At 39.1% G+C, this 22906-nt stretch carries 19 protein-coding genes; 8 read left to right on the top strand and 11 right to left on the bottom strand.

Going from position 1 to position 22906, the window contains the following annotated elements; translation table 11 throughout:
- The first annotated feature begins 173 nt into the window (after positions 1-173).
- Positions 174-1145 (top strand): DnaJ C-terminal domain-containing protein, encoded by a 972-nt coding sequence (locus J3U68_RS03800; protein ID WP_267374790.1) that lies wholly within the window; start codon positions 174-176, stop codon positions 1143-1145.
- Positions 1146-1159: 14 nt separating this feature from the next.
- Entirely contained in the window at positions 1160-1426 is a 267-nt protein-coding gene (locus J3U68_RS03795; protein ID WP_267374787.1) for a chaperone modulator CbpM, read from the top strand.
- A gap of 45 nt (positions 1427-1471) precedes the next feature.
- Here the strand turns inward: J3U68_RS03795 and mtgA are convergent, their stop codons facing one another.
- From mtgA to J3U68_RS03765, 6 genes are all read right to left on the bottom strand, one after another.
- Positions 1472-2167, bottom strand: a complete 696-nt coding sequence (mtgA, locus tag J3U68_RS03790; RefSeq protein WP_267376205.1) for a monofunctional biosynthetic peptidoglycan transglycosylase — start codon at positions 2165-2167, stop codon at positions 1472-1474.
- Complete coding sequence (gene aroE, locus J3U68_RS03785; RefSeq protein ID WP_267374784.1) at positions 2164-2967, bottom strand: shikimate dehydrogenase; 804 nt, start codon at positions 2965-2967, stop codon at positions 2164-2166. Before aroE ends, mtgA begins: the two co-directional genes overlap by 4 nt.
- A gap of 191 nt (positions 2968-3158) precedes the next feature.
- On the bottom strand, positions 3159-4319 hold the full coding sequence (locus tag J3U68_RS03780) for an acyltransferase family protein (RefSeq protein WP_267374781.1): 1161 nt from the start codon (positions 4317-4319) through the stop codon (positions 3159-3161).
- A 166-nt stretch (positions 4320-4485) separates the two neighbouring features.
- Complete coding sequence (locus J3U68_RS03775) at positions 4486-4956, bottom strand: EVE domain-containing protein (protein ID WP_267374778.1); 471 nt, start codon at positions 4954-4956, stop codon at positions 4486-4488.
- Entirely contained in the window at positions 4953-5342 is a 390-nt protein-coding gene (locus tag J3U68_RS03770) for a VOC family protein (protein ID WP_267374775.1), read from the bottom strand. Before J3U68_RS03770 ends, J3U68_RS03775 begins: the two co-directional genes overlap by 4 nt.
- A 94-nt stretch (positions 5343-5436) precedes the next feature.
- Positions 5437-6129, bottom strand: coding sequence for a helix-turn-helix transcriptional regulator (locus tag J3U68_RS03765; RefSeq protein WP_267374773.1), 693 nt, complete (start codon positions 6127-6129; stop codon positions 5437-5439).
- 358 nt (positions 6130-6487) lie between these two features.
- On the opposite strand from J3U68_RS03765, the gene glnA reads away from it, so the two are divergent.
- On the top strand, positions 6488-7906 hold the full coding sequence (gene glnA / locus J3U68_RS03760) for a type I glutamate--ammonia ligase (protein ID WP_267374770.1): 1419 nt from the start codon (positions 6488-6490) through the stop codon (positions 7904-7906).
- A 1768-nt stretch (positions 7907-9674) separates the two neighbouring features.
- Here the strand turns inward: glnA and J3U68_RS03755 are convergent.
- Positions 9675-10889, bottom strand: coding sequence for an MFS transporter (locus J3U68_RS03755; protein ID WP_267374767.1), 1215 nt, complete (start codon positions 10887-10889; stop codon positions 9675-9677).
- Positions 10890-12049: 1160 nt separating this feature from the next.
- On the opposite strand from J3U68_RS03755, the gene J3U68_RS03750 reads away from it, so the two are divergent.
- The 5 genes from J3U68_RS03750 (at position 12050) to J3U68_RS03730 (ending at position 16745) form a co-directional block, all read left to right on the top strand.
- Positions 12050-12532, top strand: a complete 483-nt coding sequence (locus J3U68_RS03750) for an Lrp/AsnC family transcriptional regulator (RefSeq protein WP_267374764.1) — start codon at positions 12050-12052, stop codon at positions 12530-12532.
- 522 nt (positions 12533-13054) lie between these two features.
- Entirely contained in the window at positions 13055-13630 is a 576-nt protein-coding gene (locus J3U68_RS03745; RefSeq protein WP_267374761.1) for a DUF1415 domain-containing protein, read from the top strand.
- A gap of 380 nt (positions 13631-14010) precedes the next feature.
- Entirely contained in the window at positions 14011-15369 is a 1359-nt protein-coding gene (locus J3U68_RS03740; protein ID WP_267376204.1) for a sodium:proton antiporter, read from the top strand.
- Positions 15370-15404: 35 nt separating this feature from the next.
- Positions 15405-16091 carry a 16S rRNA pseudouridine(516) synthase gene (locus tag J3U68_RS03735; protein ID WP_267374758.1) on the top strand — a complete coding sequence of 229 codons (687 nt, stop codon included), beginning with the start codon at positions 15405-15407 and terminating at the stop codon, positions 16089-16091.
- Between the two features lie 12 nt (positions 16092-16103).
- Positions 16104-16745, top strand: coding sequence for a trimeric intracellular cation channel family protein (locus J3U68_RS03730; RefSeq protein ID WP_267374755.1), 642 nt, complete (start codon positions 16104-16106; stop codon positions 16743-16745).
- 763 nt (positions 16746-17508) lie between these two features.
- Here the strand turns inward: J3U68_RS03730 and cls are convergent.
- The 4 genes from cls to J3U68_RS03710 all read right to left on the bottom strand — a co-directional run bounded on the left by cls (position 17509) and on the right by J3U68_RS03710 (position 22866).
- A complete protein-coding gene (gene cls / locus J3U68_RS03725; protein WP_267374752.1) occupies positions 17509-19002 on the bottom strand; it encodes a cardiolipin synthase in 1494 nt (497 codons plus the stop codon).
- A 157-nt stretch (positions 19003-19159) separates the two neighbouring features.
- Positions 19160-20224: a uroporphyrinogen decarboxylase gene (gene hemE, locus J3U68_RS03720; protein ID WP_267374748.1), complete on the bottom strand. Its 1065-nt coding sequence runs from the start codon at positions 20222-20224 to the stop codon at positions 19160-19162.
- A gap of 57 nt (positions 20225-20281) precedes the next feature.
- The gene (locus J3U68_RS03715; protein ID WP_267374746.1) at positions 20282-21484 is read right to left on the bottom strand and encodes a heme biosynthesis HemY N-terminal domain-containing protein; all 1203 of its coding nucleotides are present in this window, start codon (positions 21482-21484) and stop codon (positions 20282-20284) included.
- Positions 21481-22866, bottom strand: coding sequence for a uroporphyrinogen-III C-methyltransferase (locus J3U68_RS03710; RefSeq protein ID WP_267374744.1), 1386 nt, complete (start codon positions 22864-22866; stop codon positions 21481-21483). Before J3U68_RS03710 ends, J3U68_RS03715 begins: the two co-directional genes overlap by 4 nt.
- Between the last annotated feature and the right edge of the window lie 40 nt (positions 22867-22906).

The following is a 22906-nucleotide window of genomic DNA, read 5'->3' as shown; positions in this document are numbered from 1 at the left end:
TTTAATTCTACCCAGACCAATGCAAAACTTTGTCCAGCTAAAATTTATAATGCTGATAAAACATCTCATTTAATTATGAATAAACAGTTTTAGCTTTAACTTTGACATTTCAACCCAACCTATTAAAAATATCGAAATCAAAGAAAATAATCAGCACTATCAAAGGATATAACATGGCAGAACGCAGTTATTACGAAATACTGGGTGTTGATCCCAAGGCCAGTGATGCCGAGATCAAAAAAGCCTACCGTAAACTAGTCAGAAAATATCATCCTGATGTCAGTAAAGATCCGGATGCAGTCAGTAAAACCAGCGAAATCAATATTGCTTATGAAACCTTACATGATAAGGAAAAGCGTGCCGAATATGATGAGATGTTAGCCAATCCATTTGGGCATCGCGGTCGCAGCAATAACCAGAACAACGGAGGATTTCATTATCAGCAATATGATTTTGATCCTCAGCAATTTGGTCAGAATGAAGCATTTGGTAGTGGTGATTTTCATTTTGATGATCTTTTTGCCGCATTTGGTAGCCATGCTCAGCAAGGATTTAGACAGCGACGGCGTCAAGGACCCGTATCTGGAGAAGATCAACATGCTGAATTAGTGATTGATATTGAAGCGGCCTATCATGGCGCTCAACGTAGCCTTTCTCTAGATATGCCTACGGTAAATGATAACGGGCAAATGACGTATGAACGCAAAACCCTCAATGTCAAAATACCTGTTGGTATTACCGAAGGTCAGCAGATCCGCCTTAGCGGTCAAGGCTTACCGGGGTACAACAATGGTCCAGCGGGTGATTTGTATTTGAAAATCAAATTTCGCACAGAAAATCACTTATCAGTACAAAATCGCAAAGATGTTTATCAACGTATTAACGTTGCCCCTTGGACCGCTGCTTTAGGCAGTAAAATAGCAGTGGATACGCCTGCAGGCAGACTAAGCGTTAACATACCGGCGAACAGTCATAATAATCAGAAAATGCGCCTGAAAGGAAAAGGCATACCAGCCAAAGAAGCAGGAGATTTATATCTGCTGATCAACATCGTATTGCCAAGGGCAAATAATCAGCAAGATCAAGAGGCATGGCAAACACTGGCTCAACACTTTTCCGGATTCGATCCGCAAAAACAAGCATAAAGGCAGGTATAGAAATGAGTGAAAACAGACAAGATATTGAATTGGCATTCGATGATTTAGTTCGTGGCTGTGACAATCAAAGTAACTGGATCCTCAGCTTGATTGAAGAAAGCGTTATCCCAGCAGGTGAAACACCTCAACTGTCCAGATATAGTGGTTATCACTTGACTATTGCGCGGCGAGCCTGGCGCATTCACCGTGATTTTGATGCCAGCCCCAGTGCTACTGCCCTAATTTTAGAATTATTGGACGAACTGGAAGATTTAAGACGACGGCTTTAATAGTAGCCTCAATGTGCTGATGGCGGATTGATTTCTTCCACAAAACTATTCATCGGTATCAGGTAACTGTGCTGAACCCATCCGCCGCAAAATAATATTGGCTTTGCGTCTGATTTCTTTGTCGTGCGGATGATCAATGTAATAAAGCGGTCGTGGTACCCGTGCTGCCAGCTTAGCTGATTGTTGGGCTGTCAGCTGCATGGCGGATCGACCATAAAGAGTTTCACTGGCCGCTTGAGCACCATAGACACCATAACCCCACTCAATGACATTTAAATATAGAGTGAAAATCCGGTCCTTATTCATCGTGGCTTCCAGCATTGAAGTGATCAACGCTTCTTCACCCTTCCGCCAATAATGGCGACTTTCAGATAAAAACAGATTTTTAGCTAACTGCTGGCTAATAGTCGAACCACCTGATGCAAATTTACCCTGTTGTTGATTCTTTTTGATTGCGGTACGGATTCCATTCCAGTCAAAACCATCATGCTCAGCAAATCGGGCATCTTCAGATGCAATTAAGGCTTTTTTCAAATTGGGTGAAATGCGATTGTAAGGAACCCATTGATAGTTCAGTCGCACCTCAGGTCTAGTTGCAGTTAATTCATGCATTCGCAGCAACATAAACATCGTACGATGTGGTGCCACAGCCCGATAGGTCAGCAAACTGCCATATACATAGACATTGAACAACACAAACAACATCACTATGCTACTAATAATCCACTTAAGCAGCTTCATGGCTGATCCATCTGCTGGCGCAGAGCGAGCACCACGTCGTTGATATCCGGCCGGAAACCATGCCATAAATAATAAGATTCCGCAGCCTGCGCAACCAACATACCCAATCCATCTACCGTCTGGCGACATCCCGCTTGTTGTGCCTGTTGCAAAAACAAAGTTGGTTCACTGCCATACATCATGTCATAAACCAACTCAGCTCTAGCCAACACAGCTAAATCAATCGGCATCATCTCACCCTGCAAACTACCAGATGTTGCATTAATAATGACATCATAATCAGGTTTAATTTCATTAACGGGCAACCAGCTAGTAGCAAATTTTGCCGCCAATTTTTCAGCCTTAGTAACCGTGCGATTTGCTATGCTTATGCTCGCAGGGCGCTGATTTAACAAAGGTTGAATCACCCCTTGCGCAGCCCCTCCTGCTCCCAATAACAAAATGCGTTTATCGCATAAACCATAGTTTGCAACCTGCTCTATTGCCCGAACGAGACCGACGCCGTCAGTATTATCTGCATAAAGACGACCATTACGCATGAATAGAGTATTGGCTGCCTGCGCAGCTTGCGCCCGCTCACTGACCTCATCAGCCAACTGAAAGGCTTCAGTTTTAAACGGAACCGTCACATTAGCACCGACGCCACCAGAGCGAAAAAATTCCTGAACCTTATCAGCAAAGCTGTCAATCGGCACAAGTCGACGTTCATACACCAACTGCCGACCTTCCTGACTGGCAAAACACTGATGAATCTGGGGTGACCAACTATGAGCCACAGGATTACCAAATACAGCAAACAATGTTATCGCTTCCTTAAGTATTTACCAAAATAGCTGGTTAATTGCTGGCACAAAAAAAACTCTACTATCCGCTGCACAACAAAAAACCACCAATATTTTTTTCAATTCAACTTACTGCTAATACATTAAGATGTAATTAAGGTTAAAAATATCGGGTAACCCGAATTTAATTACATTGATATCTTATATTTTTAAATTGTTATAAAAAATTGCTTTTTATATAAAACAAAAACAATCAACCAACAAATCACGACAATGAATAAGGCATAAATAAAAGAACTGGTATAGTTTCCAAAATATTGCGCTAAAACTTTTGAATACAGAAATTGTCGCAAACTCAATGAATCAGAATGATAAACCAGCGTCATTCTACGCGTTATAATCGAAATTATACCGGCGATAACAAAAATAAATAAAGAATTCATGCCAAAGGGGATAAAACAATGAACGGCGTTTTTGTATTTTTTGATATCAATCAACCAAATTAATAAGGCAAATAAGACACAACCTATAGCACAAGTCACCAATACAAATGACGGTGACCAGATTTTTTTATTAATTGGGCAGATAAAACTCAAAATAAACCCTATTATTGAAAAAATTATCCCGTATTTGATCAAGATTTTTATTTTGTCGACATTGACATTAGTCGTAAATATTTGTTTGGCTATACAAAAGCCAATAAGGACTTGAGCAATGGCCGGAAAAGTACTTAATACCCCTTCCGGTTCAAAATAAATACCATTATCCAGATACATACGCTCTTCACCCAAAATCATTCTATCGACTTTAGCAATAATGTTGTTATTTTTTTGCTCAAACCCGTTGCCCAAATATAAAATGAAGAAATAAAACAGTAATATTTGAACGATCAGAACAGGCAAATATTTTCTATCAAAACATAAAATAATAAGAGAAGAAAACAAATAACAGATCGCTAAACGTTGTAAAATGCCCATAATTCGGATTTGATCTATGCTAGACAAAGATTCAACCATCCGCTCATGAAACGGCAGCCAATTAAAATACTTATACAAAGCAAGAAAACCCGAAAACCAAGCAATCAATAATCCAATAGCAAAAATGATCAGCGTTCTTTTCAAAATTTTAATTAGCAGAATCTTATTAAGCTTAAATTCTAATTTATTGAAGGAAATATAAGTTGAAACTCCCATAATAAACATAAATAAAGGAAAGATGAGATCGGCAAAAGTCAGCCCGTTCCATTTAGCATGCCTAAGTAAAGGATAAATAGCATTTGGCGACCCGGGATTATTCACTAAAATCATTCCTGCAATGGTCATTCCTCGCAATACATCCAATGAGACTAATCGTTGATGATTGTCAGACATGCATTTTCCCTTAAATAATACTTTTTAGTGCTATGGGTTAGCTTATGATTTAACCCTTTTTTAAGCAATATGGCAGAATAAGTCAACCAATTCACTTAAAATCGGTTAACCTATTCTGCCATCAAATATTAGCTGATTTTAGAAAAACCCTCTAAAACAGCAAAACTTAATTCTGAGCAGTTAAAGTAAAATCTTCAGCACAGCTCAGCTTTGCAATAGATTCATCATGATGGGTCATCAATGCTAATAACAATGAAAAATCCTCAGCACTCAAATTAATTAAACCAAAACGCAGGGCATAGCCCCAGTTTTTTGACTGAGTCAATTCCAATTGCTTTAAGAGTGGACGGATTGAAATCTGCTTGTCACCATGCCAGTGTACATCTCGTCGAAATGGCAAAAAATTATTTCCCATATCAACCTGATAAGGTTCACCTTGAGCAACATAGCCAATAGCGGTGAAACTTTTAAAATCATCTTTCACCCCATATATTTGCGTTGGAGAATAATATACCACTCCATCTTCCGGCTTGATGCGTCTTAAAGGTGCCAATTTACCATGACATACTTGCATAAAACCGCCTTGCAGACCACGCCTAACATGGTCTGCTGAAGCAATGGCCAACCAATGCTTCACTCATCACCCTCCAGATGACACACTCTTAGGCGATGCCCGTCAATATCCAACCCCACGAAAGCATAACCAAAATCCAGCTGCTGTGGCTTATGTGCGATCGTCACATTAAGCTTCATGCCCCAACGCTCATATAAATCATCAACCATTCCTTTATCAGAAACCGCAAACAAAACTTCTGAGCTTGAAACTAAATCAAGTTGAGGCAATGCTGGTTCAACCGTATGTTTAGACCACAAGCCTAACTTAAGTCCATTTTCCAATACAAACAAACAAAATGTAGGTGAAAGCTCAACCGGAGCAGCATTTAAAATCTGTTGATAAAATTGTGCACTTTGGGGAACGTTGTTTACATAAAGAATGGTCATGGAAAAATCTGAATTAATCATACAAAATCCTCTGGCTTATCAATCAAAAATGATGTTCAGGAACAGTAACACTTGTTCTGAAGGCCATATTAAAAATAATGTATGTCAGAATGTGTCAGTAGCTTACAGGTAATGGAAGATTTTCATGCGCGCGCCATTCATTTAATAACTGAATCCGGCTTTTAGGATAATGTTCATCTAAAATATTGACATCCTGTATTCTATCTAAACGAAAATTTCTGAAGCCTTCTCGCATTTCACAATAAGCGCCCACTAATTGAACCGAATCAAAAATACCGCAAACTACCGGCCAAATAATGCGTTCAGTCAAGCAAGCTTTTTGATCCAAATACTGAATAACCATCTTATGACGATTATTAATAGCCTGACGAATCAAAGAAAAATATTCAGAAAATTGAAGTTGATTTGAGCCAATTAACAAAGACTGATACTTTAATGTATGCGCCAAATCTGCTGGTAAAACTGCCTGAATTTTAACCAATGCATTTTGTGCTGCATCATTCAAATTAGCATCAGAAAGGCTTCTCACCCAATTAAGACCAAGCAACAACGCATCAAGCTCGTGTTGATTAAATAATAATGGTGGTAAAAGATGATCAGATCTAAGCTGGTAGCCAAGACCAGCACTACCTTCAATATCCATACCCTGCTGCTGCAAACTGGCAATATCCCGATACACTGTACGAATACTGATCCCCAATTTTTCCGCCAGAACAGCAGCCGTCACCGGATAGCGATAACAGCGCAATAACTGTAATAACGCCAATAAACGTTGTGTTTTAGTCATGCTTAATCTTTTACTCGAAATATAAACATCATTTTCCTACACAGTCTTAGCGACATATTTATCTTATTGAATAGGCAATAAAAACCATTTTAATGAATCTTCAACCATAATATGACGATTAGAATCATATCAGTAAATGCATCAAACTAAGGTTAATTTAACTTTATTAGTTCAGAAAATCAGATATAAAAACTTTTCCAAGCATTTAAATTTTTGTTTTTAAAGGGATAAATATTAATCAAAATCTAGAAACGCCTTTTATTACATCTGTGCATGATTTTTTCAATACAACTGTGGCAGAATCGGACTCAGTTTCTGAGTGTACTTAATACTCAACATTTCAAATGGGAGTCACAAGATGTCTATTAAAGATGTAATCACCTTAATTGAACAAAATGATGTCAAATTCGTTGACTTACGTTTCACCGATACTAAAGGTAAACAACAACACGTATCAGTACCTGTCAGAATGGTACTGGATGATCCTGAAGAATGGTTTGAAAACGGACAAGCATTTGACGGTTCCTCTATCGGTGGCTGGAAAGGCATTCAGGCATCTGATATGACTCTTAAACCAGATGCAAGCACCGCCTTTTTAGATCCCTTTTATGATGACGCCACCCTGGTATTAACTTGCGACGTCATCGATCCGGCCAATGGACAAGGTTATGATCGTGACCCACGCTCAATTGCCAAACGTGCCGAAGCTTACCTCAAATCCACTGGCATTGGTGATACCGCCTTCTTCGGTCCCGAACCCGAATTTTTTGTCTTTGATGGCGTAGAATGGCAAACCGACATGAGCGGTACCCGTTATAAAATTCATTCCGAAGAAGCCGCATGGTCTAGCGGTGAGTCTTATGATGGTCAAAATACCGGTCATCGTCCTGGTGTTAAGGGCGGTTATTTCCCTGTTGCCCCAGTTGATTCTGGACAAGATCTCCGTTCCGCCTGCACCCTGACTCTAGAAGCCATTGGCATACCTGTAGAAGTGCATCACCATGAAGTAGCCACAGCAGGGCAGATGGAAATTGGTACTCGCTTTAATACCTTAGTTCGCCGTGCCGACTGGACACAAGATATGAAATACGTGATTCAAAACGTGGCTCATAACTTTGGTAAAACAGCTACCTTCATGCCAAAACCCATCATGGGCGATAATGGATCAGGGATGCACGTTCATCAATCAATCTGGAAAGATGGGCAAAACCTGTTTGCCGGAGATGGCTATGCAGGCTTGTCTGATCTGGCTTTGTATTATATTGGTGGTATCATCAAACATGCTAAAGCACTGAATGCATTAACCAATCCTTCTACCAATTCATACAAACGTCTGGTACCGCATTTCGAAGCTCCAACCAAATTAGCCTACTCTGCTAAAAATCGTTCTGCTTCCATTCGCATTCCTTATGTGGCCAGTTCAAAAGCACGTCGTATCGAAGCGCGTTTTCCAGATCCAACAGCCAACCCATATTTGGCCTTCACTGCCCTATTAATGGCCGGTCTGGATGGCATCCAAAATAAAATCCATCCAGGTGATCCATCTGATAAAAATCTGTATGATTTACCACCAGAAGAAGACGCACTGGTACCCACTGTTTGTGCATCACTAGAAGAAGCTTTAGAAGCATTGAAAGCTGACCATGAATTTCTCACCCGTGGTGGCGTATTCAGTCAGGACTGGATCAATAGCTATATTGAATTTAAGAGCGAAGATGTAAAACGTATGCGCATGGCACCACATCCACTTGAATTTGAAATGTACTATAGCTTGTAATCTGCTAAATTTCTCCAACCGTTTTGCATTATCCAATCATAATCTGGATATCCGCAAAACGGTTTTTTAGATTGAACAATATTTCAACAATCTAAAACACACTACGTTCAAGCACTGATATTGATAAACCATTCCGACATTGACCCAGATCACGTATAAAAGAACCAATAACGATGATTCATTGCTAGCACCTTCCACACTGCACATCCCAATGTGAACATCAAAATCATCTGGATTTTTATTGGTATATAATCAAATCTACCTTGGTATGAATAGTTTCTTGAAGAATTTTTAGCCCTATATGGTGTCCTTGCTTTCCAACATATTATTGTCTTTATAAAATCTTTATAGCTAATAGACCGTTTTCTCCTCAAATTGCTTCAATATAAAATTCATCAACAATCAATCTCAAAGAATAAATAAATGATAATTATCCTACTTAGTCACTCTTAACCGCCACAATATAACCTATTTACATATTCAATTTGTTTTCTCTCAGACCCAAAATAAAATCAACCTGTACCAAATTTTTTTTACAGCAAAAATTGCAAATTCATTTTCTAATGTTTTCGTGGCAATAGGCCTATCTAAAATACCCAAATAATTCTGGCCGTGTTTAGCCAAAGATATATTCTTAACTAGTCCTCATGTGTTATCCAAGAACCTTCAATTTGATTCAATTATTTTTGCTTAACCTATTTATCTGTTCAGCAACATCAATAATTGCTTATATTCGTGGATATAATTAATGTCATAGATAAGATAAACCTATTTCTCTCTTTTTACTTTAAAGTATAAGTAAGTTTTCATAAATCTAGGGTATCCATCTTTTGATATTCTTCTGATCATTCCTCCAGCTATGCTGGCATAGCCTGTTTAGTGCAAAAAGCACTGATCCTGTGTACATAAATTTTCATCATCAGCCTTAAATCCCTATTTCCATATGTTTGTGTATGTGCTTCTTGATAAGTCTTATCTTGATACACTAGTTGCACTTTTCTCATGTCTCAGGAAAAAAAAGCCTAATCTTTAGCGGTAACTTCTGCTTTTCCTCTGTGTAGAGCTTTGAATCACGTTATCATAATCATAGTTTTTAGTTATCATGTTTGAACCTAAAAAAAACCCTTTTATTTCACTTTTAGGTTGTTTTGATGATGATTAATTAAAGATTGAAGTAATACCCCTAAACTGAAATATGATTAAGGATAATCTGCCTGATGTGAAATATTATCGTTGCATAACCAGAAATATTTTGAACTCATTCTACTTTGTCGACAGGAAATTCTGATATTAAACCTCAGCGTTTTTTAATTCTTTAGCATAAAAAGGTTTACCTGAGCTGTTTTTTAATCGATTTATACATTCAATCTTTATTCTACAATAATCATTAGTGGGTTAAATCCCCATCATCATTTAACTCTTCAATGAGATTTGCTCAGAACAATGAGACCTAGTTTAAAAAATACGATCAACATAATAACTTATCGACAACTCTTTCTTTAAACAATGGCTTAGCTTAATAAATTTTAAAATTTTTCCATTTATCTAAGTGATTATTTTGATTAATGACGGATTTCCTGCGTTTGCTGCTTCTGGTGTATAAAAAGGATGAGGGCTAGCTTTGTCTACGTTGATACATATCCTTATTCTTTACATGTTTGAGCATCAGCCTCATGCTCTGTCCTTCCCATGCAAATCCGTGCTGAAGCTGAGCAAGCTTTATCACATGGACTTAACCACTTATTCAGTTTACCCATTTAAAGAATCTTTATTGTTTCATTGATGATTGGCAGGGTGACGCAACCGGCTTTCTCAATAAAACACCACCAATAATCACTGCAAATAATTGCACCGCAACCAAAGCGATGGTGGTCATAAACCAGCCACCATGTTCAAACGCATGCCCACAAAGCCATGCCCCACAGAAACCTCCGGCATAATAAACCATATAATATAAACCGGATGCAAGAGATCGACCTTCACTGACATTGGAGGAGATGTAACTAATGGTTGCAGACTGAGTAATAAAAATACCACTGCTCATTAATGCAAGTGCCAGCACAATCAGCCATAACGGATGCAGTAAAGTCATCAACATACCGACAATCGACAAACTCATCGCTAAAAACACAGTAAAATTAGTGCCAAATCTCACAATCAAGCGTGCTGAAAGCGGTGTAATAATCATGCCGATCAGATAGACCGCAAAAATATCTGCTAATTGAGCACTAGATAAATCATAAGGTGGTTGATCCAGATACAGATTAATATAAGTAAAACAACCAACTAAAGAGAAAAGAACGCAAAAACCTAATGCACAGGCTGCGAGAATATAACGATTATGCAAGTGATGCCACAAAGTAATTAAGGCGGTAGATATTTGCGGTTTGGCATTGAAATGTTGTGATTTGGGCAGGTTATACCACACCAAAATTGCTCCTAACAAACTGATCAGCCCCATCACGACAAAACCATGGCGCCAGCTCATCAACTCAGTTAAATATCCCAAAATAAACCGACCAAGAAACCCACCTAATACCGTTCCAGAAACAAAGAAGGTCATCAATCGAACACGATTTGCGCCGCTAAACTCTTCTCCAATATACGCTAATAGCACAACCGTAATACCTGGTACCGCCAGCCCCTGCGTAAACCGCAACCACCACAGCATCTCAATGCCGCTGACCACAGACATCAACATCGTCGGTATTGCGATAAACATGATGGAGCCAACAATAAATGCTTTACGCCCTAATGCATCTGAAATCATTCCCATAAAGGGAGACATAATCGACACGGCAAAGATTGTGGCACCCACAGTAGAACCAATCGCTGCCGCACTAGCATGAAATTCCTGCATCAATACAGGTAAAATAGATTGGATTGAATAAACTTGTACAAATGCCAGAGCACCAGTTATAAACACGGTAATAATTAAAGCAAGGTTGAGCTGATTTTTTGGAATTACGAGAGAATTTTTCATAATTGAGATGTGCATTAAGTTTAGTTCAGATCATCTACCCCAAAATCATAATCACCAATCAGAGTCATCTAAACTTAAAGTTTTAAATTTTCGATTGTACATTTTAATGGATAAATAAATTAACAAATAGTCATTTTTTGGCTAACAGACTTCAGCATCAATATTCACCGCTATCTAAGCCACATTTATCAGTTATTTAGCAGAATTTCGGCTTAAACACTAGAAACCTGCTGCAACTAAACCATGAGTACAACTGAACAATCTAGTTAATCTTATGTAACTCAAGCATCTATATTATTCTTCACCCATGATTCCACTTATAGCAACAATATGCACAATTTTTTTTCCGTGTAGCTAAAACAGCCAAGATTATCTATTGCCGGATACCAACGATATATATTGCCCGACCGAATTCGCATCAGCCCAAAACCTTATAAATAGAATTAATAAACCAACACGCTACAAAACAATTAATAATCAGGAATGAAAGGCTTGGCATCAGTCAAAACTTACATCCAATAGAATATAACCAATAAAATATCGTTTTTTTCCGAGAAAAATTGCATTAGTGTTGCTAATAAAATACATAGCAAATCACGACAATATTTATTACATTTGAATGATAGATAATTGATAAATAAGAAATTTATGATATAAACATAAATTCAATTGGAATAAAATATTTTTATCCGAAATTGAACAATCATTAAAGCATTGATATATCAATAATTTAATAAAATCACAAAAATATTATCTTCTTTTGTCTGCTTTTTATACACATCATTTAAACCATCATCGGAAAATGACAGATTATTTCATTAGGGATGCAGTTAATAAAAACTACCAATAACTAGTATTTAATAAAACAAACTAAATTGGCAATTATTGATAAATTAGGTAAACTTGAAGTTTGCTTATTTATTTTTTATATCAGTAAAAATAGATCAAACAAACAGTAAAATTAATAGAGATTTTATTTATTTACCAATTTAGATTCCCAGTAAACATAATAAGCAACCATTGTGAAATTAATTTATCGTCAACCATGGTTATATTGTATTGCTTATATTTACATTAATTAAATATTGATAATACTTATCAAAAATGATCATCGCCGTGTCATATAGCCTAACACGGCGGTAAACATCGGGGTTACTGCTATGGCAATAAGTTTTTTAGATAAAACAGACCTTAAAATTCTTCAAGTCCTGCAAGATAATGGTCGGCTGACCAATGTTGAGCTTTCTGAACGCGTTGCATTATCACCATCACCGTGTTTACGCCGTCTAAAACAACTGGAAGAGTCAGGCATCATCCGTCGTTATGCAGCCTTACTTGATCCACAAAATTTGGCTTTAGGCTTGCAAGCTTTTATTCGGGTAACCGTGAATAAAAGCAAACAGTCACGTGATGAATTTACCCAATCAGTACAAAACTGGCCACAGGTATTAAACTGTTTTGCACTGACAGGAGAATCCGACTACATTCTGCAAGCTTTTTTCACTGATATGAACTCCTTCTCACACTTTGTTTTGGATACCCTACTGGCAACACCTGGAGTAGAAGATGCCAAATCCAGTTTCGTGCTAAAGGAAATTAAAAACACAACTTCATTACCTCTGGATCACCTTACCGCCAATTGAAACCAACCAATAGAATTGAACCAGCACTATAATAATTACACCCTTAATCGGATGATGAAGAACGAAACTCAGTCAAAGCGTATGAAAACTAGTCAGCCCGAAATGGGCTGATTGTTTTATAACCATATATTTAGATGTCTTCGATCAGGACTAACTCACTATCATTTATCTAAAATTTACCTGAATGGCGTTCTAATCTAGCAAGAGCAACGCTGATAGAATGATCCTATCAAAAAAATCTGACAATCAGTCTACTCTCTCTTAAAGGAACAAAATAATCTAACCTTTTGCAAATTGTCGGAAACATATATGATTTATCGGCACTCAAAAATGACACCAATCAAGAGTTTCTGCAAAGGTTGATGCTATAGAAAGCGTGAAAAAAATTTCATCAAGAAATAAAATATTGTTTACAATGGTGGGCATTTTTCATACAAAACAACCAAGCAAGGGAATTGCAATCCAATATTAACCACAGTTTTTACCTAAAACCTTTTTCTAGCAATTACCAACATTTATCCTATGTCTAAACCCAATGCCCCTGATGAACTAGTCATTGCCACCAGCCGGAAATGGCTTGAACAGGCGGTTATTGGCTTAAATCTGTGCCCTTTTGCGAAAAAACCATATTATAAACAGCAACTACGCTTCTGCGTGAGTCATGCTAACCACCTCGATCATTTTCTCGATCAGCTTGAGCAAGAAATCCGATTATTACTGCACACACCAGCCGAAGAACTGGAAACCACATTATTTATTGAACCGGTTTTATTCCAATCCTTTGATGAATTTTTAAACATCGTCGAATTAAGCGAGCAAATATTGGTAGAAAACCAAGCCATTGGTATCATCCAGATTGCTCCATTTCACCCAAAATTTCAGTTTGCCGACACTGATGCTGATGACATTAGTAATTACACCAATCGCAGCCCCTATCCCACCTTACACTTAATCCGCGAAAGTAGTATTGATCAGGCAGTTGCAGCGTTTCCAGATGCAGCGCAGATTTACCAACGCAATATTGCTTTATTACAACAAATGGGCATAAATGGTTGGGAGAAACTTGGAATCACTTATCCAGGCAACGAACAGAGCTAATCTCATCTGCCTGTAGGTCACCCTGATCATTACTGCATCCCATCCTTTGGCTAAACCACTTCAATCTGCCACACCAATCGATACGGTTTACTCTGGCTGAATAATTGGTAAAGAGTCCATTTTATCGAGGATGGCAAAATATCTAGAATTAAAACACGTTATTGCATCAGCTAAAATGTCTGCTATCATCGCAAGCCACATACGCAAGAATAAAACTGATGTTTACCCCTTTGCGCCAGTGTGAAACTTAACTTGATTATCCCCGTTAGTTAACAATGAACCAGAGCCACCTTTTTCGATCAGCTTATCAATGCTGGAGCAATTTTTTGACCAAATCCCGCCTGATTTTGCAGATTATACTTGTTTGCATCATCACTCCAATGCCGCTTGAAGCTATGGCATCCACTTTACCTGCCAGTGAATTAAGTTTATGGTGGGGTTTACCCTTTGCCGGAATTTTGCTTTCTATCGCTCTAATGCCTTTATTTATGTCTCGATTATGGCATCATCACACCGGTAAAATCATCATAATGTGGATATTAATATTATTGGTTCCACTGTATTACTGTTATGGCTGGTCGATCACCCTTAATACCGTGGCGCATGCCCTTATACAAGAATACTTACCATTTATGTTGCTGTTGCTGGCTCTCTACACCATTTCTGGGAGCATTGTTATTCACATTCATATCTCTGGTGGTACACGGTTAAATATTCTTTTACTGGCTGCTGGTACCCTGTTAGCCGGAATAATGGGGACAACCGGAGCCAGCATGTTGCTTATTCGACCGCTATTGCGTATCAATGCTCATCGTCAACATCGTGCCCATGTGGTGATATTTTTTATCTTACTGGTGGGGAATATCGGCGGTGGTTTTACGCCATTAGGGGATCCGCCCTTATTTTTAGGTTTTCTAAAAGGAGTTGGGTTTATTTGGACTGTGCAGCATATGTTATGTCCTGTATTGTTAAATAGCAGCATTTTACTGACCATCTTTTATTTTCTTGACCGCCATTATTGGCGCCGAGAATCTAGCCAAATCCATCAAACCACAAATCACAATAAAACCTGGCAAATCCAAGGAAAAATAAATTTAATTTTATTGCTAGCAGTGGTTGCTGTCGTCCTGTTTTCAGGTTTATGGAATAATTCTACGGTCTGGTCTTATCACGGTATAGAAATCAGCTTGGTGGCAGTGGTTCGTGATGGTTTATTGGCTCTGATCACCATTTTGGCATTGGTCGGCACCGATTCCAAATTACGTCAGCTCAATCATTTTAACTGGGCACCCATGCAAGAAGTCGGCAAATTATTTGCTGGTATATTCATTACTCTTTCCCCAGTTATGTTGATGTTACAAGCAGGCTCATTAGGTCATTTCCGTGAACTGGTGAATTTATTGCAACAGCATGGCGAACCTGTCAATCCGCTCTATTTTTGGGTAAGCGGTTTATTATCTGGATTTTTGGATAATGCGCCAACTTATTTAGTTTTTTTTAATTTAGCTGGTGGCAATGCAGCATTGCTAATGCAGCAATTTCCCGCTACTCTACTGGCCATTTCCATGGGCTCAGTTTTTATGGGTGCGCTCAGCTACATTGGCAACGCCCCTAATCTTATGGTGAAGGCCATTGCGGAACAACAGCGCGTAACGATGCCTGGCTTTTTTGCTTATATGGTTTGGTCATTTACTTTACTTATTCCCATATTATGCTTGAATGCTATTTTATTTATCTGAATTTTTAGTACCCACACCCAATACCTTAACAATCTATGCAATTAATTAAATACCTGCAAGCGCAAGGACTAGGAAGTCGAAAACAGTGTTTGAACTTATTGAAAGACGAATGCGTCGTCATTAATGATGTTTTATACACTCAGCCAAACACCGACATTGACCCGAAGCACATTACCAGACTACAAATTGATGATGTTGATTTCATCCCTATCCCTGTGCCCTATTTTTATATTCGTCTGCATAAACCAGCGGACTATGAAACCTCACATAAACCGCAGTACTATCCAAGTGTATTCAGCTTACTTCCAGAACCTTTGCGCCATTTAGATATGCAGGCTGTGGGTCGTCTGGATGCAGATACTACAGGCGTGTTGATTCTTACCAACGATGGACAATTCAATCATCGCTGCACTTCTCCCAAACACAAACTACCCAAGCTGTACCACGTGAGCTTAAAACATGCAGCTGAAGAAAATCTATGTGCTACCTTAAAACAAGGTGTGCTTTTACACGACGAAAATGAATTAGTTCAAGCTGATGATGCTCAATTAGCTGATCCGCATACTCTGCTTCTTACTATTAGCTCGGGCAAATATCATCAAGTTAAACGTATGATTGCTGCAGCAGGAAACCGAGTCACGGCTTTACACCGCAGTGCTTTCGGCACGTGGACAGTTGATGATCTTGAATTGGGTCAATGGCAATTTTTTGAACCGAAATAACTTTTATCTTACATGATTAATAATGATTTAATTTTTCAACTGATCAATATCATTGGCACAGCAGCTTTCGCCGTGTCCGGCTATCTGGTCGGTTATCGAAAACGTTTAGACGTTCTTGGCGTGATCATAGTAGCTCTACTCACCGCCGTTGGAGGCGGAATGATGCGGGATGCTTTGATCGGTCGCATTCCAGTCATATTCAAAAATAATTCTGCATTATGGACCATATCCATCACCTTAATCGTCTCTTGGGCATGCCATATGCAATACCAGCGCCATCGTATTCTACTAGGCTGGTTTGTAGCCGCTGATGCCTTGGGACTGGCAGCGTTCAGTCTTACAGGTGCTGAAGTTGGTCTTTCACTGCATCTTAATTGGTTTGGCGTGATCACTTTGGCTTTTGTCACCGCAGTAGGCGGAGGGATTTTACGTGATATTTTGGTCAATGAAATGCCCATTATTTTACGGCGTGATATTTATGGAACCATTGCCATCATCATTGCACTGTTATTGTGTCTATTACATCACTTTAAATTAGTGACTCCATGGAGCATCAATTTACTGTTTATCAGTGGGGTTATCTGCCGTCTAGTGGTTTATCATTTCAATATTGCATTACCCGGTTTTCAGAAAAGAAGACATTACAAAATATAACATAATTTCAAGAACTTTCTCTGCAAAAAACAGTCTTATTAATTAAGATGATACACATATTCTGTGATGAAGATTTTGCTTAAGGATTCGCGATTTAGACTGACCTAGTATTCTTGTGTCGAAACATCATTTTAGCCCTCTGCTGCTTCTCCCCTTGGCTCAGAGGGTTCTTTTTGTCTGTTTGCTTTTTATGTTAATGCCAAATAATTTTCATCAATAGTCTGGTTACTGATATTTTAAATTTTGGCTTGTTTCAGATGCTTAATTTTTATTACAGTGTGTTTGTTAATATAATTCTTGAATGCCAGCTAAAGAAAAACAATGAATCGCTCGATCGGTTAACATCTAATCTAAGGATGTAGCAGAAGTGATGATCAGCCTAATAATTCATTGAAAGTTTAAGAACGGTATGTATAAAGCCAGTAGGAAATTAGGTGACTTGGCAAGTGAAGAATATTACCGAGGAGCTAAGCATTTGGCCAAGTATGGCGGTTTATTAACCTTTTGAATGTGATCGAGAATGATTAGTTACAGGCATGGAGCATAGTTTAATTCTTTTTTACAATTAAACTATGCTCAAAAAACTAATCAGTTGTGTGAACCTAGTTTCATGATGGTTTTAGAAGACAAAATAAACGCCAAGGACATTTGGCGTTTATTTTGTCTGTTATGCGACCAACTCAGGGAAAATTTTAAACATGTTGAGGAAAACATTGGTTTAGATATCGACAAACATCATTTTCCCTTATGATCTGGAAAAACTTTATAGTAGAGGTCCAACCAGTCTTACCGTATTTTCTACTAAACCCCACCATTTTGCTCTGGCTTGCCACAATTTTAACTCAATATATTCACAATCTTGCAAATAGGTATTTTGCATGTTCACGATGGTCTCGGTCATCTCTTGATCATAAATGGCAAGACTAATTTCCATATTCAAATAAAAGCTACGCATATCCATATTTACGGTACCAAACAAGGCATAGTTATTATCCACAGTCAGGGTTTTGGCATGTAATAGACCACCCTTAAACAATGCAATTTTCACCCCAGCTTTCAGTAACCGTGGATAATATGCTCTGGAAGCATATTTCACCAGCTTTGAATCAACCGCTTCTGGCACTATTAAAGTCACATCAACACCACGATTGGCCGCAGTGGTTAATGCCAATAACAATGCTTCATCCGGTACAAAATATGGAGTAGTGATGATAATCCGTTCGATGGCCGCATGAATCACATTGACAATGGTGTCATAGATAACTGGACTACCTTGTTCGGGTGCAGATGGAATGACCTGTACCACGATACCATCTTGATCCTGTTGAGAAACCTCAAGATTGTGCACCAATTCCTTTTTACCATAGCTATCTAGCCAACGTTGCACTCGCAAAAGATTGAATTCTGTTTCGACAGCCATATCACCCGCAAAAATAGCTGCTAATGGTTGCACCAAACTACCCTCTCCTCGGATCATCACATCAACCCATTGTCCGACACCCACATTCTTCTTAAAGTAATTTGGGTCAACCAAATTGAAACTGCCCGTATAAGCTATTTTCTGATCAATGACCGCAATTTTGCGATGATTTCGTAAATCCGCGCGGACAAAAAAGGTTCGCCAAAGCTGGATAGGTAATGCTTCTGTTAGAGTGATACCCGCCTGACGTAATTTTTTTGGCCATTCGCTCCGCCAAAATCGTGCACTGCCTACACTGTCTACCAGCATACTCGTCACCACTCCACGACGTGCAACCTGCATAACGTCTTCAAGCAAATCTATAATTGCCCCTTGCGCATCGACAATATAAAACGCCAGCAAACAACTGATTTTAGATTGCTGTATATCATGACGCATAGCTGAGATGATTTCTTCATCATGCGTCAGCAAGGTCAGCCTGTTGAATTCTGTCGCTTCAAAACCTGTTTTTTTGGCCGCGATCTGACTGATCCCATGATAGCGAGTGTCCAAACCACTACAAACATGATAATTAAAATCATGTAAATAGGTCTGACTAAAATTCTGATAAAAATGTACCAACTCTTTTTGCCGACGTAACCTTTTATAACCCAGCCGTGGTTCACCAATCAGTAAATAACCTATTGCCCCCACCAAAGGGAAAGCCATTAACATTAATATCCAGGCAACAGTTACACCTGTATTGCGTTGATGGTACAAAACTCGAATAACCAATACCACCACAATCAACACATGTAGTAAAACAATGATTTCACCCCATGGGATGTTACGTAACATAAAAAAAAACCTACTTTGCATTTACAGAATCAGAAAAAGCCTTAATTAATTGGTATGCGCAACTAATTAACAAGATATCATACTCATTTTCAGTCTATATAACCAGCTTAGCATCAGTCTCATAGACAAAAGAGACAGAGGTAAATCTGACCAAGAATTATGATGTATGAAATTTGGGTGATAAGCGATGTACTGCATCGATTAAATATTTGATCTGTTCTGGATCTGTATGTTGATTGATACCATGACCGAGATTAAACACATGTCCACTACCGTGACCATAATCAGTTAGCAGGCGCTTAACCTCACTATCAATAAGTTCTTTAGTACCAAATAAAGCAAACGGATCCAAATTACCCTGTAAGGCTACCTGATGACCTACACGTTCTCTAGCCTGATGTAAATTAATCGTCCAGTCAGTTCCTAAAGCATCGGCTCCTGATTGGGCTAATTTTTCCAGCCATAAACCACCGCCTTTGGTAAATAATACAACAGGAACCTGTCGACCATGTACATGGCGTTTTAAACCAGAGATCACTTGGCGTAAATAAAATAAGTCATATTCAACAAAACAAGCATCACTGAGTATGCCACCCCAGGTATCAAAAATTTGGACTACTTGTGCACCTGCCTCTATTTGTTCGTTTAAATATAGAGTTACAGCTTCAGCATTGGTTGTCAGAATATGATGTAACAATTCGGGACGTTTATACATCATGGTTTTCAAGAGACGAAAATCACGACTTCCTCCCCCTTCTACCATATAACAGGCTAAAGTAAATGGGCTTCCGGAAAAACCGATAAGCGGTACTCGCCCGTCTAAAGCAAGCCTGATACTTTTGACTGCTTCAAACACGTACTGCAGTTTATTCATATCCGGTACCTGTAAACGGCGCACAGCCTCTTCATCCTGTAGAGGATGGGCAAACTTCGGTCCTTCACCTTCGACAAAATGTAAACCCAGACCCATTGCATCAGGTACCGTTAAGATATCTGAAAACAAGATTGCGGCATCCAAGTCGAAGCGATCTAATGGTTGCAGCGTCACCTCTGTTGCCAGCTCAGTATTCTGACAAAGCTGAAGAAAGCTTCCTGCCCGGCTACGTGTAGCGCGATATTCTGGTAAATAACGCCCAGCCTGTCGCATTAGCCATACCGGCGTGTAGTCAACCGGTTGTCGAAGCAAGGCTCGTAAAAACGTATCGTTGAGTAATACAGTCATAGCAGTCTAAAAACGGTTAGGTATGGCTAACCTAACCGTTTAATTAATTAAATAGAGTTAAAATTCATCTTCATTACTGATGGTCGCCAATACTTGCTCGCGCTGCTGTTGGGCAGCAGCCGTCTGACCGGAATGTTCCAACACTTTAGCCAGTAAAAGTCTTGCAACATTATTATTTGAGATTTGCAAACTGGCTTCAAGATAACTCTTGGCTTTGCCCCAAAGCTGTTGATCATAACTCAACTGACCCAATAACATCTGCAAAGCAGGATCCTGCGGGCGTTGTTGCAACCATTTTTCTGCTATCTCGATACTTTTTTGCTGATCTTTGACGCTGGAATACTGATTAGCCTCAGAAAATAAAGGAAGTAAGTCTGGATTAAAGCTAACAGGATAATACTTCTTCACATACTTCAAAGCCTGAGCATACATCCCCAGTTGTAAATATTTTTTGACAATATCAACACATAAATCACCTTCACGTTCATCAGCCGGTATGGCTTTTAAACTCATTTTCAGCTCACTTGGATCATGAGCTCGTGTCAGTAATTGTTGATAAGCCCAATGTCGGTATGACTGCAGTTCAGATTCACTCAACGCATCAGCACGACTCAATTTATCAACTTGCTGTAACACTCCTTGCGGATTGCCATTCTCCCATTCATAGCGTAACCGTAATTTAGCTACCTGAGTTAAATTAGGACTGATTTTACTGGCTGCTTCTAGCGCATTTTTAGCACCAACATTATCATGCTTTGCCAAGGCAGACCGTGCCAGTAACAAGTAGCGTGACAATTGTTGTTTTTCAGGTAATTGCGCTATTTCATTTAAATAACGGTCGCGTTTAGCTAATTCATCTATTTGATCAGCACTGTGAGCAGCAATCATTAAAGCCAATGCTCGGCTATTGTGTCCTTGTTTATTTCCTAGAACACGTTCAGCCTCACGCTCAGCAAACTGGAATCTGCCCTCAAAAAAAGCTAATCCAGCATGATTTAGGGCTGTTTCAACTTGATGACGCTGATGGTTAACGCGCCAACGCGTCCATTGTCCGGGCAAATGTACCAATCCCATCACTATTCGCAGCAGAACGTACAGCAATACCACCAGCAAAATAACTAAACCAACAAATAAATGCAGATTAATTCTGATCTGTGTCTGCTCGACGACTATAAAAACGTTGCCGTTATAATGAGTGCCAGTTAACACAATAACGACGGCTACAATAAATAAAACAATCAGCCATAATAGAGATCTCATAATGGGCGTTCTCCTTCACTAGCTGCACTGGCTGCCTGAGAAGCATGACTATGTTCAGAGCTGGCTGATTGAGCCGGCGCACTTGCTGTTGCAGCATTGGTATGACTATTCTCCACAGATCCACTTAAATCCGGCAAAGCTGTAGACATATCCATACCTGCTTGTTTTTGATAATCGCGTACAGCAGACAAACTGGCAGATAACGCGTGATTTTCCTGACTATTTTGGATATTTAATAACTTTAATTGACTCAACTCTTTCAGCCAGGACTGAGTAGCCACTGAACTGCCATCGAAGTACTGTTTGACCGCAGTTTCTGCATTATTTAAATCAGTAATGTATAGCTCACTTCGTCGCTGCAATAAAGCGATACGCGCATCCAGTAAACGTAATCGAAGATTTTCGCGCACAAAGTAAATCTGCTCAGGCGACATCAACATCGAATCATTTTGATCTAGATGACGGACCTCAACCATTCCACGTAAAGAATGCAATGTATTATGCCAGGTACGACTCCACCAAGAAGCATTCGGTTTCACCACTGGGGCAGACTGCGCAGTACTGCTTTGAAGCTGATTATCTATCGTTAACGGCAGTCCGGCTATAGCTGATTCAAGTCGGTTTAAGCGTAATGACACACTGGCTACGTCCAAATAAGGACGGTTTTTCAAATTATCTAAATCAGTGCTAATGGCTTTCTTAATAGGTAATAGCTGCGGCTGATCAAAACGAGATAGCCGAGTTTCTAGATTTTCCATCACACCTACAGCTACTGGGACATTGCCAGAAATCAACAACTGCTGCGAGGCCAGATTCAATGTAGCTTCAATTTCATCCACTAACCAATCAGAACGAGATTTCACCAATTCCTGATAAGCACGGTTTAACCTATCCATGCCATCTGTTTGATTTTTTTGCAGGTGTTGCAACTCTTGCAACTGTCGGGATAGTTCATCAATACGAGATAAACTGGTTTGAATTACAGCTGAATTTTTGCCTGCATCAATACCCGCCGCATCGATTTTATGATCAAACTGCAATTGCTGATTTTTCAGCTGATTTTGCCCCTCAACAAACAGAAAACCGCTGGCACCCAACGCCAATAAAGACAAAATTAACGCCCCAACCGCCATTCCTTTTCCACCGGAAGAGCGTTGTTGGACGATTGGCTGGGGGGAATGTTTCGCGGCTTCAGACATCTTTGATCCTGTATTCTCTTGATGGGAAATATGCTTTTGTTGCTGATTTTCCTGTTGCATACTTTTTGATTGTTTAGATTTTTCTTGATCAGCAGAAATCCTGACTTCACCTTCTTTATTAACAATTAAAGGCTGCTGAGATTCAGGAAGCTGATTTGATTGGTCATCTTGATGTTCACTCATCTATAAACTCCCTTAGCAAAATGGGGTAAGCAGATCAAAC

It is taken from the genome of Snodgrassella sp. B3882 (genome assembly GCF_026535915.1).
Lineage (GTDB): Bacteria > Pseudomonadota > Gammaproteobacteria > Burkholderiales > Neisseriaceae > Snodgrassella.
Note: the sequence above shows the minus strand (reverse complement) of the source record. Positions and strands in the feature narration are given on the sequence as shown.

Coding starts and splice junctions, on each gene's coding strand:
- J3U68_RS03800 (WP_267374790.1), top strand. CDS start 174: ATGGCAGAACGCAGTTATTACGAAATACTGGGTGTTGATCCCAAGGCC.
- J3U68_RS03795 (WP_267374787.1), top strand. CDS start 1,160: ATGAGTGAAAACAGACAAGATATTGAATTGGCATTCGATGATTTAGTT.
- mtgA (WP_267376205.1), bottom strand. CDS start 2,167: ATGAAGCTGCTTAAGTGGATTATTAGTAGCATAGTGATGTTGTTTGTG.
- J3U68_RS03780 (WP_267374781.1), bottom strand. CDS start 4,319: ATGTCTGACAATCATCAACGATTAGTCTCATTGGATGTATTGCGAGGA.
- J3U68_RS03770 (WP_267374775.1), bottom strand. CDS start 5,342: ATGATTAATTCAGATTTTTCCATGACCATTCTTTATGTAAACAACGTT.
- J3U68_RS03765 (WP_267374773.1), bottom strand. CDS start 6,129: ATGACTAAAACACAACGTTTATTGGCGTTATTACAGTTATTGCGCTGT.
- glnA (WP_267374770.1), top strand. CDS start 6,488: ATGTCTATTAAAGATGTAATCACCTTAATTGAACAAAATGATGTCAAA.
- J3U68_RS03755 (WP_267374767.1), bottom strand. CDS start 10,889: ATGAAAAATTCTCTCGTAATTCCAAAAAATCAGCTCAACCTTGCTTTA.
- J3U68_RS03750 (WP_267374764.1), top strand. CDS start 12,050: ATGGCAATAAGTTTTTTAGATAAAACAGACCTTAAAATTCTTCAAGTC.
- J3U68_RS03745 (WP_267374761.1), top strand. CDS start 13,055: ATGTCTAAACCCAATGCCCCTGATGAACTAGTCATTGCCACCAGCCGG.
- J3U68_RS03740 (WP_267376204.1), top strand. CDS start 14,011: ATGCCGCTTGAAGCTATGGCATCCACTTTACCTGCCAGTGAATTAAGT.
- J3U68_RS03735 (WP_267374758.1), top strand. CDS start 15,405: ATGCAATTAATTAAATACCTGCAAGCGCAAGGACTAGGAAGTCGAAAA.
- J3U68_RS03730 (WP_267374755.1), top strand. CDS start 16,104: ATGATTAATAATGATTTAATTTTTCAACTGATCAATATCATTGGCACA.
- cls (WP_267374752.1), bottom strand. CDS start 19,002: ATGTTACGTAACATCCCATGGGGTGAAATCATTGTTTTACTACATGTG.
- hemE (WP_267374748.1), bottom strand. CDS start 20,224: ATGACTGTATTACTCAACGATACGTTTTTACGAGCCTTGCTTCGACAA.
- J3U68_RS03715 (WP_267374746.1), bottom strand. CDS start 21,484: ATGAGATCTCTATTATGGCTGATTGTTTTATTTATTGTAGCCGTCGTT.
- J3U68_RS03710 (WP_267374744.1), bottom strand. CDS start 22,866: ATGAGTGAACATCAAGATGACCAATCAAATCAGCTTCCTGAATCTCAG.